Source organism: Enterobacter sp. DN, from assembly GCF_046054285.1.
GTDB classification, from domain to species: Bacteria; Pseudomonadota; Gammaproteobacteria; order Enterobacterales; family Enterobacteriaceae; genus Enterobacter; species Enterobacter hormaechei_C.
Genome location: NZ_JBJJTG010000001.1, coordinates 777,847 through 790,373, shown reverse-complemented (window position 1 = coordinate 790,373; position 12,527 = coordinate 777,847). Strand labels below are relative to the sequence as shown.

Annotated in this window: 25 protein-coding genes; 19 read left to right on the top strand and 6 right to left on the bottom strand. The window is 52.0% G+C overall.

All coding sequences use genetic code 11. The annotated features are described in order from the left end of the window. Positions 1 to 2: 2 nt before the first annotated feature. From gamL to ACJTMZ_RS03820, 5 genes are all read right to left on the bottom strand, one after another. The gene (gene gamL, locus ACJTMZ_RS03840; RefSeq protein WP_063436721.1) at positions 3 to 281 is read right to left on the bottom strand and encodes a host nuclease inhibitor GamL; all 279 of its coding nucleotides are present in this window, start codon (positions 279 to 281) and stop codon (positions 3 to 5) included. 78 nt (positions 282 to 359) lie between these two features. Continuing rightward, complete coding sequence (locus ACJTMZ_RS03835) at positions 360 to 566, bottom strand: cell division protein FtsZ (RefSeq protein WP_001752704.1); 207 nt, start codon at positions 564 to 566, stop codon at positions 360 to 362. Beyond that, positions 563 to 721, bottom strand: coding sequence for a hypothetical protein (locus ACJTMZ_RS03830; protein ID WP_408626864.1), 159 nt, complete (start codon positions 719 to 721; stop codon positions 563 to 565). Before ACJTMZ_RS03830 ends, ACJTMZ_RS03835 begins: the two co-directional genes overlap by 4 nt. Next, the gene (locus tag ACJTMZ_RS03825; protein WP_246893572.1) at positions 718 to 966 is read right to left on the bottom strand and encodes a hypothetical protein; all 249 of its coding nucleotides are present in this window, start codon (positions 964 to 966) and stop codon (positions 718 to 720) included. Before ACJTMZ_RS03825 ends, ACJTMZ_RS03830 begins: the two co-directional genes overlap by 4 nt. Before the next feature lie 139 nt (positions 967 to 1,105). Then, positions 1,106 to 1,258 (bottom strand): hypothetical protein, encoded by a 153-nt coding sequence (locus ACJTMZ_RS03820; RefSeq protein ID WP_023330206.1) that lies wholly within the window; start codon positions 1,256 to 1,258, stop codon positions 1,106 to 1,108. Positions 1,259 to 1,684: 426 nt separating this feature from the next. Between ACJTMZ_RS03820 and ACJTMZ_RS03815 the strand changes: the two genes are divergently transcribed. After that, positions 1,685 to 2,059 carry a hypothetical protein gene (locus tag ACJTMZ_RS03815; RefSeq protein ID WP_406876829.1) on the top strand — a complete coding sequence of 125 codons (375 nt, stop codon included), beginning with the start codon at positions 1,685 to 1,687 and terminating at the stop codon, positions 2,057 to 2,059. A 13-nt stretch (positions 2,060 to 2,072) separates the two neighbouring features. On the opposite strand, the gene ACJTMZ_RS03810 is transcribed toward ACJTMZ_RS03815, so the two are convergent. Further along, positions 2,073 to 2,765 (bottom strand): S24 family peptidase, encoded by a 693-nt coding sequence (locus ACJTMZ_RS03810; RefSeq protein ID WP_408626876.1) that lies wholly within the window; start codon positions 2,763 to 2,765, stop codon positions 2,073 to 2,075. Positions 2,766 to 2,892: 127 nt separating this feature from the next. On the opposite strand from ACJTMZ_RS03810, the gene ACJTMZ_RS03805 reads away from it, so the two are divergent. The 18 genes from ACJTMZ_RS03805 to ACJTMZ_RS03720 all read left to right on the top strand — a co-directional run bounded on the left by ACJTMZ_RS03805 (position 2,893) and on the right by ACJTMZ_RS03720 (position 12,256). Continuing rightward, positions 2,893 to 3,144, top strand: a complete 252-nt coding sequence (locus ACJTMZ_RS03805; protein ID WP_001514164.1) for a helix-turn-helix domain-containing protein — start codon at positions 2,893 to 2,895, stop codon at positions 3,142 to 3,144. Between the two features lie 30 nt (positions 3,145 to 3,174). Beyond that, positions 3,175 to 3,720, top strand: a complete 546-nt coding sequence (locus ACJTMZ_RS03800; protein WP_408626863.1) for a toxin YdaT family protein — start codon at positions 3,175 to 3,177, stop codon at positions 3,718 to 3,720. A gap of 89 nt (positions 3,721 to 3,809) precedes the next feature. Beyond that, complete coding sequence (locus ACJTMZ_RS03795; protein ID WP_015571544.1) at positions 3,810 to 3,956, top strand: hypothetical protein; 147 nt, start codon at positions 3,810 to 3,812, stop codon at positions 3,954 to 3,956. Beyond that, positions 3,949 to 4,848, top strand: coding sequence for a hypothetical protein (locus ACJTMZ_RS03790; protein WP_023294192.1), 900 nt, complete (start codon positions 3,949 to 3,951; stop codon positions 4,846 to 4,848). Before ACJTMZ_RS03795 ends, ACJTMZ_RS03790 begins: the two co-directional genes overlap by 8 nt. Beyond that, the gene (locus tag ACJTMZ_RS03785; RefSeq protein WP_408626862.1) at positions 4,838 to 6,271 is read left to right on the top strand and encodes a DnaB-like helicase C-terminal domain-containing protein; all 1,434 of its coding nucleotides are present in this window, start codon (positions 4,838 to 4,840) and stop codon (positions 6,269 to 6,271) included. The genes ACJTMZ_RS03790 and ACJTMZ_RS03785 overlap by 11 nt, the downstream gene beginning before the upstream one ends. Beyond that, positions 6,271 to 6,615, top strand: coding sequence for a winged helix-turn-helix transcriptional regulator (locus ACJTMZ_RS03780; RefSeq protein WP_408626861.1), 345 nt, complete (start codon positions 6,271 to 6,273; stop codon positions 6,613 to 6,615). The genes ACJTMZ_RS03785 and ACJTMZ_RS03780 overlap by 1 nt, the downstream gene beginning before the upstream one ends. Then, positions 6,612 to 7,010: a hypothetical protein gene (locus ACJTMZ_RS03775; RefSeq protein WP_408626860.1), complete on the top strand. Its 399-nt coding sequence runs from the start codon at positions 6,612 to 6,614 to the stop codon at positions 7,008 to 7,010. The genes ACJTMZ_RS03780 and ACJTMZ_RS03775 overlap by 4 nt, the downstream gene beginning before the upstream one ends. Further along, positions 7,007 to 7,192, top strand: a complete 186-nt coding sequence (locus ACJTMZ_RS03770) for a hypothetical protein (protein ID WP_000797269.1) — start codon at positions 7,007 to 7,009, stop codon at positions 7,190 to 7,192. The genes ACJTMZ_RS03775 and ACJTMZ_RS03770 overlap by 4 nt, the downstream gene beginning before the upstream one ends. Continuing rightward, entirely contained in the window at positions 7,189 to 7,599 is a 411-nt protein-coding gene (locus ACJTMZ_RS03765; protein ID WP_408626859.1) for an ead/Ea22-like family protein, read from the top strand. Before ACJTMZ_RS03770 ends, ACJTMZ_RS03765 begins: the two co-directional genes overlap by 4 nt. Further along, positions 7,596 to 8,531 carry a DUF551 domain-containing protein gene (locus ACJTMZ_RS03760; protein ID WP_408626858.1) on the top strand — a complete coding sequence of 312 codons (936 nt, stop codon included), beginning with the start codon at positions 7,596 to 7,598 and terminating at the stop codon, positions 8,529 to 8,531. The genes ACJTMZ_RS03765 and ACJTMZ_RS03760 overlap by 4 nt, the downstream gene beginning before the upstream one ends. 3 nt (positions 8,532 to 8,534) lie before the next feature. Beyond that, positions 8,535 to 9,122 (top strand): HNH endonuclease, encoded by a 588-nt coding sequence (locus tag ACJTMZ_RS03755; protein ID WP_408626857.1) that lies wholly within the window; start codon positions 8,535 to 8,537, stop codon positions 9,120 to 9,122. 113 nt (positions 9,123 to 9,235) lie between these two features. Further along, positions 9,236 to 9,517, top strand: a complete 282-nt coding sequence (locus tag ACJTMZ_RS03750; protein ID WP_408626856.1) for a hypothetical protein — start codon at positions 9,236 to 9,238, stop codon at positions 9,515 to 9,517. A 103-nt stretch (positions 9,518 to 9,620) separates the two neighbouring features. Continuing rightward, complete coding sequence (locus ACJTMZ_RS03745; RefSeq protein WP_058656690.1) at positions 9,621 to 9,830, top strand: hypothetical protein; 210 nt, start codon at positions 9,621 to 9,623, stop codon at positions 9,828 to 9,830. Between the two features lie 188 nt (positions 9,831 to 10,018). Further along, positions 10,019 to 10,474, top strand: a complete 456-nt coding sequence (locus ACJTMZ_RS03740) for a YbcN family protein (protein WP_408626855.1) — start codon at positions 10,019 to 10,021, stop codon at positions 10,472 to 10,474. Next, the gene (locus tag ACJTMZ_RS03735; protein WP_408626854.1) at positions 10,474 to 10,644 is read left to right on the top strand and encodes a NinE family protein; all 171 of its coding nucleotides are present in this window, start codon (positions 10,474 to 10,476) and stop codon (positions 10,642 to 10,644) included. Before ACJTMZ_RS03740 ends, ACJTMZ_RS03735 begins: the two co-directional genes overlap by 1 nt. Further along, a complete protein-coding gene (locus tag ACJTMZ_RS03730) occupies positions 10,637 to 11,281 on the top strand; it encodes a recombination protein NinG (RefSeq protein WP_408626853.1) in 645 nt (214 codons plus the stop codon). Before ACJTMZ_RS03735 ends, ACJTMZ_RS03730 begins: the two co-directional genes overlap by 8 nt. Further along, positions 11,278 to 11,457: a hypothetical protein gene (locus ACJTMZ_RS03725; RefSeq protein ID WP_059446056.1), complete on the top strand. Its 180-nt coding sequence runs from the start codon at positions 11,278 to 11,280 to the stop codon at positions 11,455 to 11,457. Before ACJTMZ_RS03730 ends, ACJTMZ_RS03725 begins: the two co-directional genes overlap by 4 nt. Positions 11,458 to 11,566: 109 nt before the next feature. After that, positions 11,567 to 12,256, top strand: a complete 690-nt coding sequence (locus ACJTMZ_RS03720) for a bacteriophage antitermination protein Q (protein ID WP_408626852.1) — start codon at positions 11,567 to 11,569, stop codon at positions 12,254 to 12,256. Positions 12,257 to 12,527 lie beyond the last annotated feature (271 nt).

The following is a 12,527-nucleotide window of genomic DNA, read 5'->3' as shown; positions in this document are numbered from 1 at the left end:
CCTTAGAACGGGCAGGGTGCTTGGCGCTGCCATTCTTCTTCGGCGCGGGCATATGCGCAGGCCGAAATGTATTCGTTGTATGCCTCTTCGGCCTTTTCTCCGATAAGCGCAAACTGGGCTTCCTGGGGCAGGAACAAATTACTCATCTCCAGAGGTTTCGCAGGGAACATGGCGATCAGTTCCTTCGCCCGGTCGTCGATCCACTTCTCTTTCTCGTCGGTGAGCTGCTGCTCAACCCACCGCCGATCTTCGATGCGGTCGTAAGTGAGGTATGCGTTCATTGCTGAATTCCTGAAATTTGGATGTGCAGATCCCGCCCGCAGAAAGCCAGGCCGATCGGTTGAATAGGGGGTTAGGTATCAGTGAACCATCGGCTCGCCGCGCTCATTCAGCAGCACAACGACGGAATCACTTTTGATGATGGTTTTTTCGAAGATGTTGAAGGCGTAAAGGCCTTTCTCAACGTTCGCAGAGGCGCGATAAGTTTTACCGTGGTGTTGCAGCATTGTGCCCGGTAAAACCTCGCTGCGTGGCACTGATGCAGTGCCGTAGTGCATTCCGATCATACCTTCACCTCAACCTGTTCCAGGAGGCCAGCCAGATTCATCTGCCAGCGGTTAAGCGTCAGCTTTTCACGCGGTGCCGATAGCGACGTCAGTTGCCACTCGTTATCGTTGAGCTTTTTGGCGGTGTACTGCTTGCCGTTGTGGGTGACTGTCATGATGCCTCCCGCTTTTCTTTGATGTCGGCGCGGAGGTGAATTTCCGTCCCATCAGGACCCGGAAATACCAGTATGTCGTTACGAAGAACCAGGAGATGAGCCACTGCAAAGAGCGCCTCGTCTGTGACATCAAATTTCTCACCGGTGAACTCACGAACGCCGGGCGCCAGTTTGCTAGGCTTTGACCGACCCGCAAAAATTCGCTTAGTCAGACCTGAAAAACCTACTGTGATTGGGTTGCTCATAAATCCTCTTGGCCTTATCGCGGCGAACGGAACGGTTAAACAAGACTTCTGCGCTAATGGGCGGTGGATGGCCGCCGGTTGTCATAACTAAGCCGCCTCTGTGAAGCGACTGAGGTATGAAAAAACCCGCCGTAGCGGGTTATTCTTGCTGACTAACAATTTCAATTTTCACGTTGAATCCTGGGTAGTCCCGCGCGGAGTCTAAATCCTCAAGGATTGCGCTGTGCAATTCGCCAGTCGACAAATTCGACTCTTCAAGCTCAGCAACTGTTACCCTTACAACAATCTCCATACCCTTACCCTCTGTCGTTACCCGCTGATGCGGGAGAAATGCTTTGGTGCTGGCTCCCCACAATGAAGCAGGGAAGGCCGTCGTCGCCTTGGTAAGCCATTACCTCACCAACTAGCTGATAACCGTCTGCCAGCCCAAAACATTCCAGTTACGCACCATTGCCGCTCTCCCTGAGCCCGCCGGGCGTCCGACGCATGGTTTACTGTCGCGCCGTTCGACTGACCGAATCTCCACTTCGCCGCTGGCTAACTTCGCTCAGCTGTCGATGTTTCGTTTCGATGAGCTAACAATAGCTAAAGCGATTATTTGAGTCAATCGCCAAAACGATATTTATCATCGATAAAGTGATAATTGCATGATTGTTAAAGCGATTTTTATTGAAATTTATTTACGTGGTATGCTGTTTTTTTTGGAGGGGGGATACGTATGGACCATAAAGAATGGGTTGATAAGCTCCGCTGGCTAAGCCCAGAGCAGATCGTTCAGGTTCACTTTGGACTTCAGGAGGATATCAAGAAATATTACAAGCTGAGGGGAGAGGGCGATAACCTCGCAAGGGCCGAGCATTTATGCGAGCAGATGATTGCGCTATCTGAATTGGCGTTCCCGGCTTTGCGTCATGCTCATGACAAAAGGGTGGAAGAGTACGAAACGTTAACTGGAAATAAGTATCCCAGTGAATTTTATCCTCCTTCACATTATGGGTACTCTCAGTTGTCAGTCATCCTGAAAAAAAGAAAGGAGTTTCAGCGTATAGAGGATATACGTGAGAAGTTGATTAAAGAGGGTTGGAGATGCTAGCCCGGGAGCCGGGCTATGCGAAGCGCTTATAGTCGATGGACTGTCTGAGCAACACCTTCGCCATCACGTAGAACGCGTCCTCATCCTCAGGTTCGACGTACCATTTTTCGTAAATCGGGTTATCGGATATTACTGCCAGGCGGTCACGCTGCATCTGAAGACGCTTAACATGGAGGGTTTTGCCGAAGACAAAGACATATACCCCGTCACCGTCAAAATGTGTAACGCCGGTATCAACGAAGATCTGATCGCCTGGCGAAATCGTCCCATCCATACTGTCGCCATTGACGGTAATGACTTTAACGTGCGTAGCTGGCCGGTTGCCAAATAAAGCGCGCGCCTGTTCAGTTGTGTATTCGATGGCACGAATAGTTTCAATGAAATCGCTGGTTACCAGTGTGCCTGGCCCAGCACTGGCTTTAACGTCGAGTACATCCACGCGATAAATCCCATTCAGTGACGGCTTAACCTGGTATAGCGCAGTTGGCTCCCTGGCGCCACCGACAGCCATTTCCCCCTCACCAGTAGAAAGCCATTCAGGGCGAACACCCAGCACAGAGGCAATCTCAACTGTTTTTCGAGAACCTTTAGCATTCTTGAGTAACTTATTTACGCTGGACTGAGCCATGTCGACCTCTTTAGCTAATCGACCCTGTGTATATCCAGCGCTTTCCATTGCCTGCGCTAAGCGCTCCGAGAATCCCATATTCACCTCTGTTAATGACTCCTTTAACTCTATCGCTCAAGCGATTATTTAGCAAAAAATCGCCTATGCGATTGACATTCGCTAAAGTGATAACCATAATCGCTTTAAACTGATAGCTGAGGTGATTATGAAGACCCCAACAGTAGAGAAGAACTCCGCAGTAGAAAAAGCGATCGCCATCGCTGGCAGCCAGAAAGAACTGGCAAAACGTTGCGGCAAAGCTCAGTCCACTATCTGCGACTGGCTTAACGGAAAGAAACGCATCTCTCCAGTTCACGTTCCTGAGCTGGTAAAAGCGGTTGGTGGTGAAATCCAGGCTCATGAATTCCGCCCGGATCTGCCGTCCATCTTTCCACACCCTGACAACCATGCCGCCTGACCGGCGGCCCTAACCACGAAAGGGAAAGCAATGCATTCACTTGCGTACCAACAAAATACCAAATTATCGGTGCCACCGATGATTTACCAGAATCGCCGGGAACCTGATTCCAAGGCGTTAAACATCGATGGGATCCGCGCAGCTGTTCGCGCCTGGGCAGCTGATTGCCGCAGTCGTGAATTTGTCGCGGCGCTGATTGTTGAAGAGTGGCGGGCAACCGGCGGCACCGGGCTGGATATCCCGACTGACTCGCACCGCCAGATGCAGAAGGTGTTTCGCTGGATCGACGGCGACACCGAATATGCGACCAACAACATTCGCCAGCTGGCGCCGGCAATTATGGCCGTTCTGCCGCTGGAGTACCGCAACCGACTGGCGCCGCAGAACGACACGATGTCGCTGATCGCCTCTGCGATGAAAGAGTGTGCCGAAGCTAAGCAGGCCGTGCTGCTGGACGCTCCAGAGCATCAGAAACTGAAAGAGGTTAGCGAGGGCATAGCGTCGCTGTTCCGCCTCATGCCGGAGCAGGTAGGGCCGCTGATGACGATGGTTACATCGATGCTGGGGGTTATGTGATGGGAAGTATCAAAAATGGCGAAAGCCAGTCTGCGCAAACAGAACTGGCCTTCAGATGCAAATCGTGTGCACTCATTGCAGGAGGAATAATGGCAAAAAATCCACGCTATTACCATACCGCTGTACATAAAAACATAACCCGCGACCGCTTCATCCGCTCGGTTAACCCGATTGTGGCAGAGAAGATGCGCGCCATTCTTGAAGAACTGAAACGTAAGGAGAGTGGCCGTGGGTAACGTATCTAATTTAGCCGAAGCCAGAGAGGCCAGAAGGCTCCAGAAACCGCGCACGAATGACGGTAAGGGGTTTGCCTTGCTGCACCGTAAAATTATGGATGTGCCGTTCTACAAGGACGCTGAGGCGGCTCATTTATGGGTTCACCTGCTACTGCGCGCTAATCACGAACAGACACTGGTATCGACTGATGTCGGCGATGTGATCTGCGAACGCGGAGAGTTCATTACCGGGCGAAACACGCTGGCAATGGAAACGGGTTTGACCGCTGATCGCGTTAAATCACTGCTCCGTAAATTCCAGAATCTGGGCATGATCACCACCAAATCAAACAACCGTTTTACTGTTCTAAAAGTGGTCAAATATGACGAATATCAGTCAAATTTTTGTCCAGCCGATGTCCAGCCGGTGTCCAGCCCAAACGCAGTCGTACCAATGCCTGTGGAGGTGGAGTGTCCAGCCGATGTCCAGCCAGTGTCCACAGATAACAATATATTAAATAACTTACTACCTAACGGTAGTAAGTATGTCGCAAATGACCAGAAACCCGCTGAAGAGAAAAAGTCACGTTTGTCATGCGATGAAGTATGGCAATGCCTGAAAGACGAACTGCCTGAAGCACGGGGATGGAGATGCCTCACTGATGAGCGACGCAATCTGATCCGCACCTTCTGGGGTAAGGCTAACAAAATTGCTCGCAACCTGGACGGAAAGCCGATGGATATGGACGGTTTCAGAAGCTATCTGCGCTACATTGCTCAGAACTGCCGCTGGATGCTTGAAGACCGACCAGACCAGAAATCCGGGAAGACCTGGCGCCGCATGAAATTCGATAAGTTCCTGACCGAAAAGCTCTACATCGAAGTGCGCGAGGGGGATCGTGATGACCGCTGAATTCATGGCTGCACCTCATAACCTCGAAGCAGAGCAGAGCGTTATCGGTGGCCTGCTGCTGGATGATGACAACAGCGAGCGAGTCCAGAAGGTTCTGGCGATGCTCAAGCCTGAGTCGTTCTACAGCCGACCTCACCAGCTGATCTTTGCCGAGATGCGCCAGATGTTCCGCGACAACAAGCCAGTCGATGGTCTGACATTGTTCGACGCGCTCGAAGGTAAAGGGCTCGCTGAGCAGGTTGGTGGCTTTGCTTACCTTGCGGAGATCGCCAAGAACACTCCCAGCGCTGCAAACATCGTAGCTTACGCAGCATCAGTCCGGGAAGCCGCAATGGAGCGCTACGGTATCAACCGCCTGACCGAAGCTACTGAGCTGCTGTATTCCCGTAACGGCATGAGCGCTACGCAGAAGTACGAGGCCATTCAGGGTATTTTCACCCAGCTCGCAGACCATTCAAAAACCGGCAGCCGCCGAGGGTTGAGATCGTTTGGCGAGGTTATGGATGACTGGGTAGCAGATCTGGAGAAACGCTTTGACCCTTCAGGCGAACAACGCGGCATGAGTACCGGTATACCGTCACTCGACCGAATGCTAGCGCCGAAAGGTCTGGTTAAAGGCTCTCTGTTCGTGATTGGCGCAAGGCCAAAGATGGGCAAGACAACCCTGTACGGGCAGATGGCGATCAACTGCGCAGTTCGTGAGAAAAAGCCAGCGCTGATGTTCAGCCTGGAAATGCCAGGCGACCAGATCCTCGAGAAACTGGTTGGTCAGAAGTCCGGCATTAATCCGAGTATTTTTTACATGCCCGCCACGGATGACGCCGATGACCAGTACCAGGGCGACTACGACGGCGACTTTAAGAAGGCGATCGCCACAGCCGGGAGACTGAGTGAAATCGACATGCTGTACATCGACGACACTCCTGGCTTGTCACTGGCGCATATCGTTACCGAAAGCCGCCGAATCAAACGCGAGAAGGGCTGCGTAGGCATGATTCTTGTTGACTACCTGACGCTGATGACCGCCGAAAAGGCCGACCGTAATGACCTGGCCTACGGGATGATCACCAAAGGTCTGAAGAACCTCGCCAAAGAGCTTGGCTGCGTCGTCGTGCTGCTGACCCAACTCAACCGCGAACTGGAGAAGCGAGTGAATAAACGCCCGTTGCCGAGTGATTCCCGCGACACAGGACAGATTGAGCAGGACTGCGACTACTGGGTTGGCATCCACCGGGAAGGTGCTTTCGATGACAGCGTGCCGCCGGGCGAAACCGAGTTAATCCTGCGACTCAACCGCCACGGCAGTACCGGAACGGTTTATTGCAATCAGATTAACGGGGCAATTTACGACACAGACCAGCAGGCCGCCGCCGCAGAACGCCGCGGGCGTGAGCAGCAGCCGAAAAAGAAAGGGGGGTTCTGATGACCATAACAATCCGTGGGAAGATTCTTGCAGCCCTGCGTAATAACCCGGGCCTGAATAGTGCTCGCATTGCCAGCATGATCGGCATGACCACTAAAAAGATTTCCGGCCCGCTAAGCACGTTGTTTGCAGACGGCCTGATCGAGTTCGAAGGTAAGCATGGCCAGCGGCTGTATCGTCTGACCAGCTACGGCATGAAATACGCACCGGAAACCATACCGGCCATGCCGAAGGGAAATTCGAAGCTGGTGCAGCGTACCGAGACGAACGTTATCTGCCAGGAGTGCCGCAACAGCGCGGCGATGAAGCGAGTATTGATGGTTTGGGGGAGGGTAGGGGTATGAGAATTAAAAATTTGGTCGAAATGATAAAGCACAACGGTCTCCTGACTTCAATGGCTCAGCTTGAGAAGCTGTACAGGATTGCTATTGAGAACGAAGAAAAGCTCGCAGAATCTGAAGCCAGATGCGCGGCGCTGGCTGCGGAGAATGCGAGGCTGAAGTCAGCGATTGAAAAGCATGCTGACAGTTACATCATGTGCGGATATTGCCGAACTGAGCGCGATGGCAAGAACGACGATGTTTGTGAAGTTCTTGATTCAACCCCAGCAACCAAAGCTTTCCTGGCTGAAGTGCGGGCGCAGGGTGTGGAGATGTTTGCTGACAGCCTGCTGTGTCCAGACCTTGATGACACTATCCGTGAATTCGCCGACGAGCTTCGCAAAGGAGTGCAGTCATGAAAAACCGTAAAGCCAAAATCATCGTTCTTCGCGCTCTGAAAAACTGCTACCCGCGCCAATGGCTGAATGTAAGCAATCGACGCATGGTTCTCTTCACGCTCGGTGGTGTTAGCCGTGAAGGGCATCAATTCAAAAACAGCGCAGCACAGAATCGCTGGAAGAATCATGTGAGGTTCCAATGAGCAACATCGACAAACGCGCATTACGTGAAGCAGCCAATGCGGCAAACGCAGCATCATGGGGATGTTGGAAGTCTTACAAGCCACACAAAGGAGCGCGAGGCTATGAGGTGAAAGTTGGCGTGAAAGCGGTAGCGCAACATTGCCTCAAGGTTGATTCAGTTTTCATCGCCGCAGCCAATCCTGCCACCGTGCTGGCGCTGCTGGATGAGCTGGAAGCCAAGGAAAAGAGAATTGCTGAGCTGGAGGCGCGGGAGGTTGTACTTCCACAGCGCTATAGCATGTTGCATCGCGTCGATTTCGATGAGGCGTATCACACGGAAATGGTTTACAAGCAGCATCAGGTGCTTGAGGCACTGCACGATGCTGGAGTCAACGTCGCCGAAGACGCTAAAGGAGCAGCATCATGATTACCCTTACCAAAGAATGGCTCCTGAAAACAATCGCGGAGCTTGAAGAAGAGCGCGATGCTGTGCCCGGCGCAGTAAACGGAGATGCGGCGATGGCGATTGCTGCGATGAAGCTGGCGATGGCATCGCTCGAAGCGGAGCCGGTGGTAAGCCATCTCGGAAGTAAAAATGCGCTTGATGCCATTGTTGCCTTCATAAAAAGCAACAGAAACCCAACTCTAAAAGACTACAACGAAGTTTCTGAGCGATTATTTCAGGACAATTGCCACGGTCTATCTAACCATGTCATTGAGTACATTAAGCAGATCGGGGAGGAGCTTGAGGAGTTGCGATCTACTCAGGACACCGCCCCGCCAGCGCCGGTAGTGCCTGATGAAATCGAGTCAACATCAGGCAGCGATTACGATGATTACTATTGTGACGGCTGGAACTCCTGCCGCGCCGCCATGCTTCAGGGTGTCGAAAACGCCGAGACGCCCACCACCATGCAGACCGCTCCGGCTCTGGATTCTTCGCCAAAAATTGCCGAGTCGCCCACCGGCATAAATCAGGGTAAATCCGAACCTGTAACGACGGCTAACAAGTTGCCATTCGAGCAGTGGCTTTCTCAGCAGACAGGCACTATTGACGTCGAATGTGGATGCGTGATGACGGAGGTATTTTTCCACTGGTTGCGCGTTGCGTATGAGGCTGGCAACTCTCCGGTGATTCCGGATGGTTGGGTGGCTTGCAGTGAGCGTATGCCAGACATCGGTACAGAGATATTCTATTTCTGCCAGGATAATGGCCTGAGAGATTGCGGGATTGTTAGTTCATCAAATTTCAGCGACAAAGGCGACGCACAGCTATACGTTCATGCTGAAGGCTATGACCTGCGTTTCGGCGTAGACATAACTCACTGGATGCCACTGCCAAATCCACCTCAGGAGTAATTCATGAAATTCTTACCTGTTGTTGGCTGGGAGGGGATCTACCAAGTTAATGAACGTGGTGATGTACTGAGCTTTCCCAGGGAAATTTTGAAGGGTGATGGTTCAAAGCAGCGATTCAGAGGCCAGCAACTAAAACCATTTCTAAACTCGGCTGGATATTGCGTTGTCAGGTTAAGCGATGCCTCAAGTGGCAGAAGGGTAATTGCAAGAGTGCATAGGTTAGTTGCAGAAGCATTTTTACCAAATCCAGATGGAAAGCCAGAGGTGAACCATATCGATGGGGACAAGGCTAACCCATCCTTAAGAAATCTTGAGTGGGTTACTCCTCATGAAAATAGGAAGCACGCATGGGATACAGGACTAAGAAATAGAACCCACCTTCCAGCATACAAAGGGGAGATGCAGGCAAATTCTAAATTAAACGATGAAAGCGTTATGGAAATAAGATCGCTTAGAAGCTCTGGCGTTTCATACGGAGTTCTATCTAAAAGATATGGAGTATCTAAACGAACCATTATCAGGGTTGTTACTGGTGAGTCGTGGTCTCATTTGCCACTGCCAGCAGCACCGCAGCAGGAGGAGTTAATGTAGAGTATTAGTTAAGTAATATGCTGATATATATACATATTTTACATTATCAGTACTTTGGTTATTCTTTTTTTGGTGGTACATTCATAGCTCGGAACATACCTACTGGAGGCGTTATGAGTGTTGCTGATTTGGCTATGGATCAAGAAAAGTGGGCAATGGAAATGCTGGTTAGATCAGGCGCGTTAACACCATGCCCTCATCATGAGGGTGTTTACGTCGATGAGGGCATTGAAGAGCCTGGAATTTATAAATATGCCATGGGAGCATATAAAAAAAGTAACGGTAAATCCCCATACGAAACCGCCAGGGAAGTGACGGATTCCGTTCAAATTGCATATGGAGAGCATGGCGGGAATGATCGTTGCCCGCTCTGTTTTAAACACATAGACGACTAACAAGCCGGCCTCTTCGGAGGCCTGATTACACAGCACGAAATGTTAATAAAGAAAAGAAGTAAAAGCTCAATATTTATGCATAACTTATTGAAAAGGAAATCAAATGACCACTATCGTAATAGACCATGATGTTCAGGACGAAAAGCTCAAAGAGATAGAGTTGCTGCTGAATGACGTTGCTATCCGTGACGTAAATTGGAATGGCGTGCATTTCGAAATTGAACGCGGAGACTTTACCTGCATACCAGACGATGAAAGCGCTGATGCTGTAAAATTGCTCAATAAGATACAGGAAATAATCTCCGGTTACTGACCCTCCTTAAATTGATTTTTAAGAATCAAGAAGCCATAATCATGTCATCGGAGCCTGAACAACTCCGGTGACTTCTGCGCATTTAAGGGGACTTAAATGCGACCACAATCTGAACTCCTCACCTTGTCACAGATGCAGAAATGCACCTGCGATTTTCTGCATTCAGCGGTTTCCGTTAAGGAGGCCGTATGACTCTGCCAGTAGACGGCATCAAACTCCATCGCGGCAACTTCGCGGCCATAGGTCAGCAGATTCAGCCGTTGCTGGATGCCGGGCAATGCTTCCGCCTCCAGGTTAAACCGTGGCGCGAGAAGCGCAGCCTGTCGCAGAACGCGCTCAGCCACATGTGGTACACGGAAATCAGCGAGTACCTGGTTAGCTCCGGACGTACCGACGCGACTCCGGAGTGGGTTAAGCGCAACCTCAAGAAAACCTATCTCGGCTGTGAAGAGGTGACCTACACCGACTTCATCACCGGTGAGAAAACCACGACCTGGGAGCCACGCCACACCGCCGAACTCGATACAGGCGAAATGCATATCTTCCTGGTGAAGGTTGAAATGTGGTGCGCCCAGTTTGGCCTGGTCCTGACTATCCCGAACGGCTGTGAGTACCAGCAGCTGCGCGATAAGCAGGAGGCATGATGTCTACTCCACTTTCTCGCGTCATCACCAACGAAATCTTCCGCGTTCCGGCGCGCCGCCAGCGTAAGCCCGCGGTTAAGCCGTCCGATATCCCGACACTGAAAGACTACACCGCCCGCCTGGTGGATCAGAAATGGCTGCGTCTCGCGGCACGGAGGAAGCATGCGTAAACCATCCCGCCGTAAGTGCAAAGTATGCGGTGAATACTTCGTGCCGAAATTCCACGATATTCGGATCCGCTGGTGCTGCCCGGAGCACGGCGCAATCCTCGCGATGGAAGAGCGCGAAAAGGAGAAGGTGAAGGCAACAGCTAAGCGCATCAAGGAGCAGAAAGAGGCTGAGAAGTCCGGGCGAAAACGCCGCAAGGCCAAGCGCGAGTCACTAAAGTCCAAATCCCAGTGGGATAAAGAGGCTCAATCAGCTTTCAACCGCTACATCCGGATCCGTGATGAAGGTAAGCCATGTGTCAGTTGCGGCAATCCACTCATCGGCAAAAGCAATTACCTGACTGGCAGCGCCATTGACGCCAGCCATTACCGTTCACGCGGCGCTGCCTCACACCTCAAATTCAACGTGTTTAACGTCCACTCCGCTTGCACCCGCTGTAACCGGCAGTTGAGCGGCAATGCCGTCGAGTACCGGATCCGACTGATTGAGCGTATTGGCCTGGAGCGTGTCGAGCGCCTTGAGGCTGACAACGAGCCGCGCAGGTTCGATATCCCATACCTTCAGCGCATCAAATCCATTTTTACACGCAAAGCCCGCGTACTGGAAAAACGCCGGGCCCGTCGACAGGAGGCCGCGTGAGCACCCATAACACCCTCGCTTTACTCAACTGGTACCGCTCAAAGCATGTCGCTGCGGTAAAGACTCCCGCAGGCATTGTATTCATGGGGATGCGTAACATCACGGCCGAGCAGCGAAGGACGCTTCTGGCAATCCCGCAAGTTGAGATCGAAGCCGCGATGAGGATTCAGCAATGACCAGAGAGCAGATAGTCCGGTACCAGGCCGAAAGCGTAAAGCGCGCCAGCATGCCGCCAGTAGCAAAGCACAGCCAGACCAAAACCAATCAGCCACAGAAGGAAGCCGCATGAACAGTCAGCAACTGGAATACGTACGTCAGCAGCTCATTGTGGCGACCGCAGATCTGAGCGGGGCGACGAAAGGGCAGCTGGTAGCTTTCGCCGAAAACGCGCAGTTCACCGCGACGGCGCGCAGTCGGGGCCGGAAGAAAATCACCGATCCGGTCACCGGCCGGAAAGTTAACCCGGACGGCCCGGCGATGAGCGGGAGCCAGTCCCGCGCCAAAGGCTCATCCATCGCGCTGGTGGGTCCGGTGGAGTTCGTGACAGCATCATGGCGCCGCGCCGTCCTGTCGCTGGAGGACCATCAGAAAGCATGGTTGCTGTGGAACTACAGCGAGAACATCAAATTCGAGTACCAGGTGATGATCGCTCAGTGGGCTTGGGCAGAATTCCGTGAGCAGCTCGGTGCGAAGAAAGTGGCCGGCAAGACTATGGAGCGCCTGAAGAAACTTATCTGGCTGGCGGCCCAGGACGTGAAAGCGGAGCTGTCAGGTCGCGATACGTACGAATATCAGGCGCTGGCAGAACTGGCAGGTGTGGCTAAATCTACATGGACAGAGACTTATCTGCCTCACTGGCTGGCAATGCGTAACAGCTTTAAGCGACTCGATAGCGGTGCGCTTATCTCCGTAACGCGATCACGTTCACAACAAAAGGCGACAAATTTAGATGTAAGTCTTGCAAAACCGAACTGAAACGCATATATTTCATGTAAATCTGATATCGTCGCCATAGCTTCGTAGGTCGACAAAGAATTAAGAGCCTCGCCATCGTGCGGGGCTTTTTTATTTGCGGTGCGCCGCACACAGAACCCACTACCTGGGACCCTTCGGCCAGAGAGCCGACATTGCCTTACCCTCACATTGCCAGCCTGTCGCTGGCTTTTTTATTTTCAGGCTCCGGGAACCATCATCGACACGCCTACTTGTTAAATCGTCCCGAGGGCCTGAACCAACTACACACGGA

What these genes read in the sequence shown, in the direction of transcription:
- gamL (WP_063436721.1), bottom strand. Translation starts at nt 281, where the DNA reads ATGAACGCATACCTCACTTACGACCGCATCGAAGATCGGCGGTGGGTT.
- ACJTMZ_RS03835 (WP_001752704.1), bottom strand. Translation starts at nt 566, where the DNA reads ATGATCGGAATGCACTACGGCACTGCATCAGTGCCACGCAGCGAGGTT.
- ACJTMZ_RS03830 (WP_408626864.1), bottom strand. Translation starts at nt 721, where the DNA reads ATGACAGTCACCCACAACGGCAAGCAGTACACCGCCAAAAAGCTCAAC.
- ACJTMZ_RS03825 (WP_246893572.1), bottom strand. Translation starts at nt 966, where the DNA reads ATGAGCAACCCAATCACAGTAGGTTTTTCAGGTCTGACTAAGCGAATT.
- ACJTMZ_RS03820 (WP_023330206.1), bottom strand. Translation starts at nt 1,258, where the DNA reads ATGGAGATTGTTGTAAGGGTAACAGTTGCTGAGCTTGAAGAGTCGAAT.
- ACJTMZ_RS03815 (WP_406876829.1), top strand. Translation starts at nt 1,685, where the DNA reads ATGGACCATAAAGAATGGGTTGATAAGCTCCGCTGGCTAAGCCCAGAG.
- ACJTMZ_RS03810 (WP_408626876.1), bottom strand. Translation starts at nt 2,765, where the DNA reads ATGGGATTCTCGGAGCGCTTAGCGCAGGCAATGGAAAGCGCTGGATAT.
- ACJTMZ_RS03805 (WP_001514164.1), top strand. Translation starts at nt 2,893, where the DNA reads ATGAAGACCCCAACAGTAGAGAAGAACTCCGCAGTAGAAAAAGCGATC.
- ACJTMZ_RS03800 (WP_408626863.1), top strand. Translation starts at nt 3,175, where the DNA reads ATGCATTCACTTGCGTACCAACAAAATACCAAATTATCGGTGCCACCG.
- ACJTMZ_RS03795 (WP_015571544.1), top strand. Translation starts at nt 3,810, where the DNA reads ATGGCAAAAAATCCACGCTATTACCATACCGCTGTACATAAAAACATA.
- ACJTMZ_RS03785 (WP_408626862.1), top strand. Translation starts at nt 4,838, where the DNA reads ATGACCGCTGAATTCATGGCTGCACCTCATAACCTCGAAGCAGAGCAG.
- ACJTMZ_RS03780 (WP_408626861.1), top strand. Translation starts at nt 6,271, where the DNA reads ATGACCATAACAATCCGTGGGAAGATTCTTGCAGCCCTGCGTAATAAC.
- ACJTMZ_RS03775 (WP_408626860.1), top strand. Translation starts at nt 6,612, where the DNA reads ATGAGAATTAAAAATTTGGTCGAAATGATAAAGCACAACGGTCTCCTG.
- ACJTMZ_RS03770 (WP_000797269.1), top strand. Translation starts at nt 7,007, where the DNA reads ATGAAAAACCGTAAAGCCAAAATCATCGTTCTTCGCGCTCTGAAAAAC.
- ACJTMZ_RS03765 (WP_408626859.1), top strand. Translation starts at nt 7,189, where the DNA reads ATGAGCAACATCGACAAACGCGCATTACGTGAAGCAGCCAATGCGGCA.
- ACJTMZ_RS03760 (WP_408626858.1), top strand. Translation starts at nt 7,596, where the DNA reads ATGATTACCCTTACCAAAGAATGGCTCCTGAAAACAATCGCGGAGCTT.
- ACJTMZ_RS03755 (WP_408626857.1), top strand. Translation starts at nt 8,535, where the DNA reads ATGAAATTCTTACCTGTTGTTGGCTGGGAGGGGATCTACCAAGTTAAT.
- ACJTMZ_RS03750 (WP_408626856.1), top strand. Translation starts at nt 9,236, where the DNA reads ATGAGTGTTGCTGATTTGGCTATGGATCAAGAAAAGTGGGCAATGGAA.
- ACJTMZ_RS03745 (WP_058656690.1), top strand. Translation starts at nt 9,621, where the DNA reads ATGACCACTATCGTAATAGACCATGATGTTCAGGACGAAAAGCTCAAA.
- ACJTMZ_RS03740 (WP_408626855.1), top strand. Translation starts at nt 10,019, where the DNA reads ATGACTCTGCCAGTAGACGGCATCAAACTCCATCGCGGCAACTTCGCG.
- ACJTMZ_RS03735 (WP_408626854.1), top strand. Translation starts at nt 10,474, where the DNA reads ATGTCTACTCCACTTTCTCGCGTCATCACCAACGAAATCTTCCGCGTT.
- ACJTMZ_RS03730 (WP_408626853.1), top strand. Translation starts at nt 10,637, where the DNA reads ATGCGTAAACCATCCCGCCGTAAGTGCAAAGTATGCGGTGAATACTTC.
- ACJTMZ_RS03720 (WP_408626852.1), top strand. Translation starts at nt 11,567, where the DNA reads ATGAACAGTCAGCAACTGGAATACGTACGTCAGCAGCTCATTGTGGCG.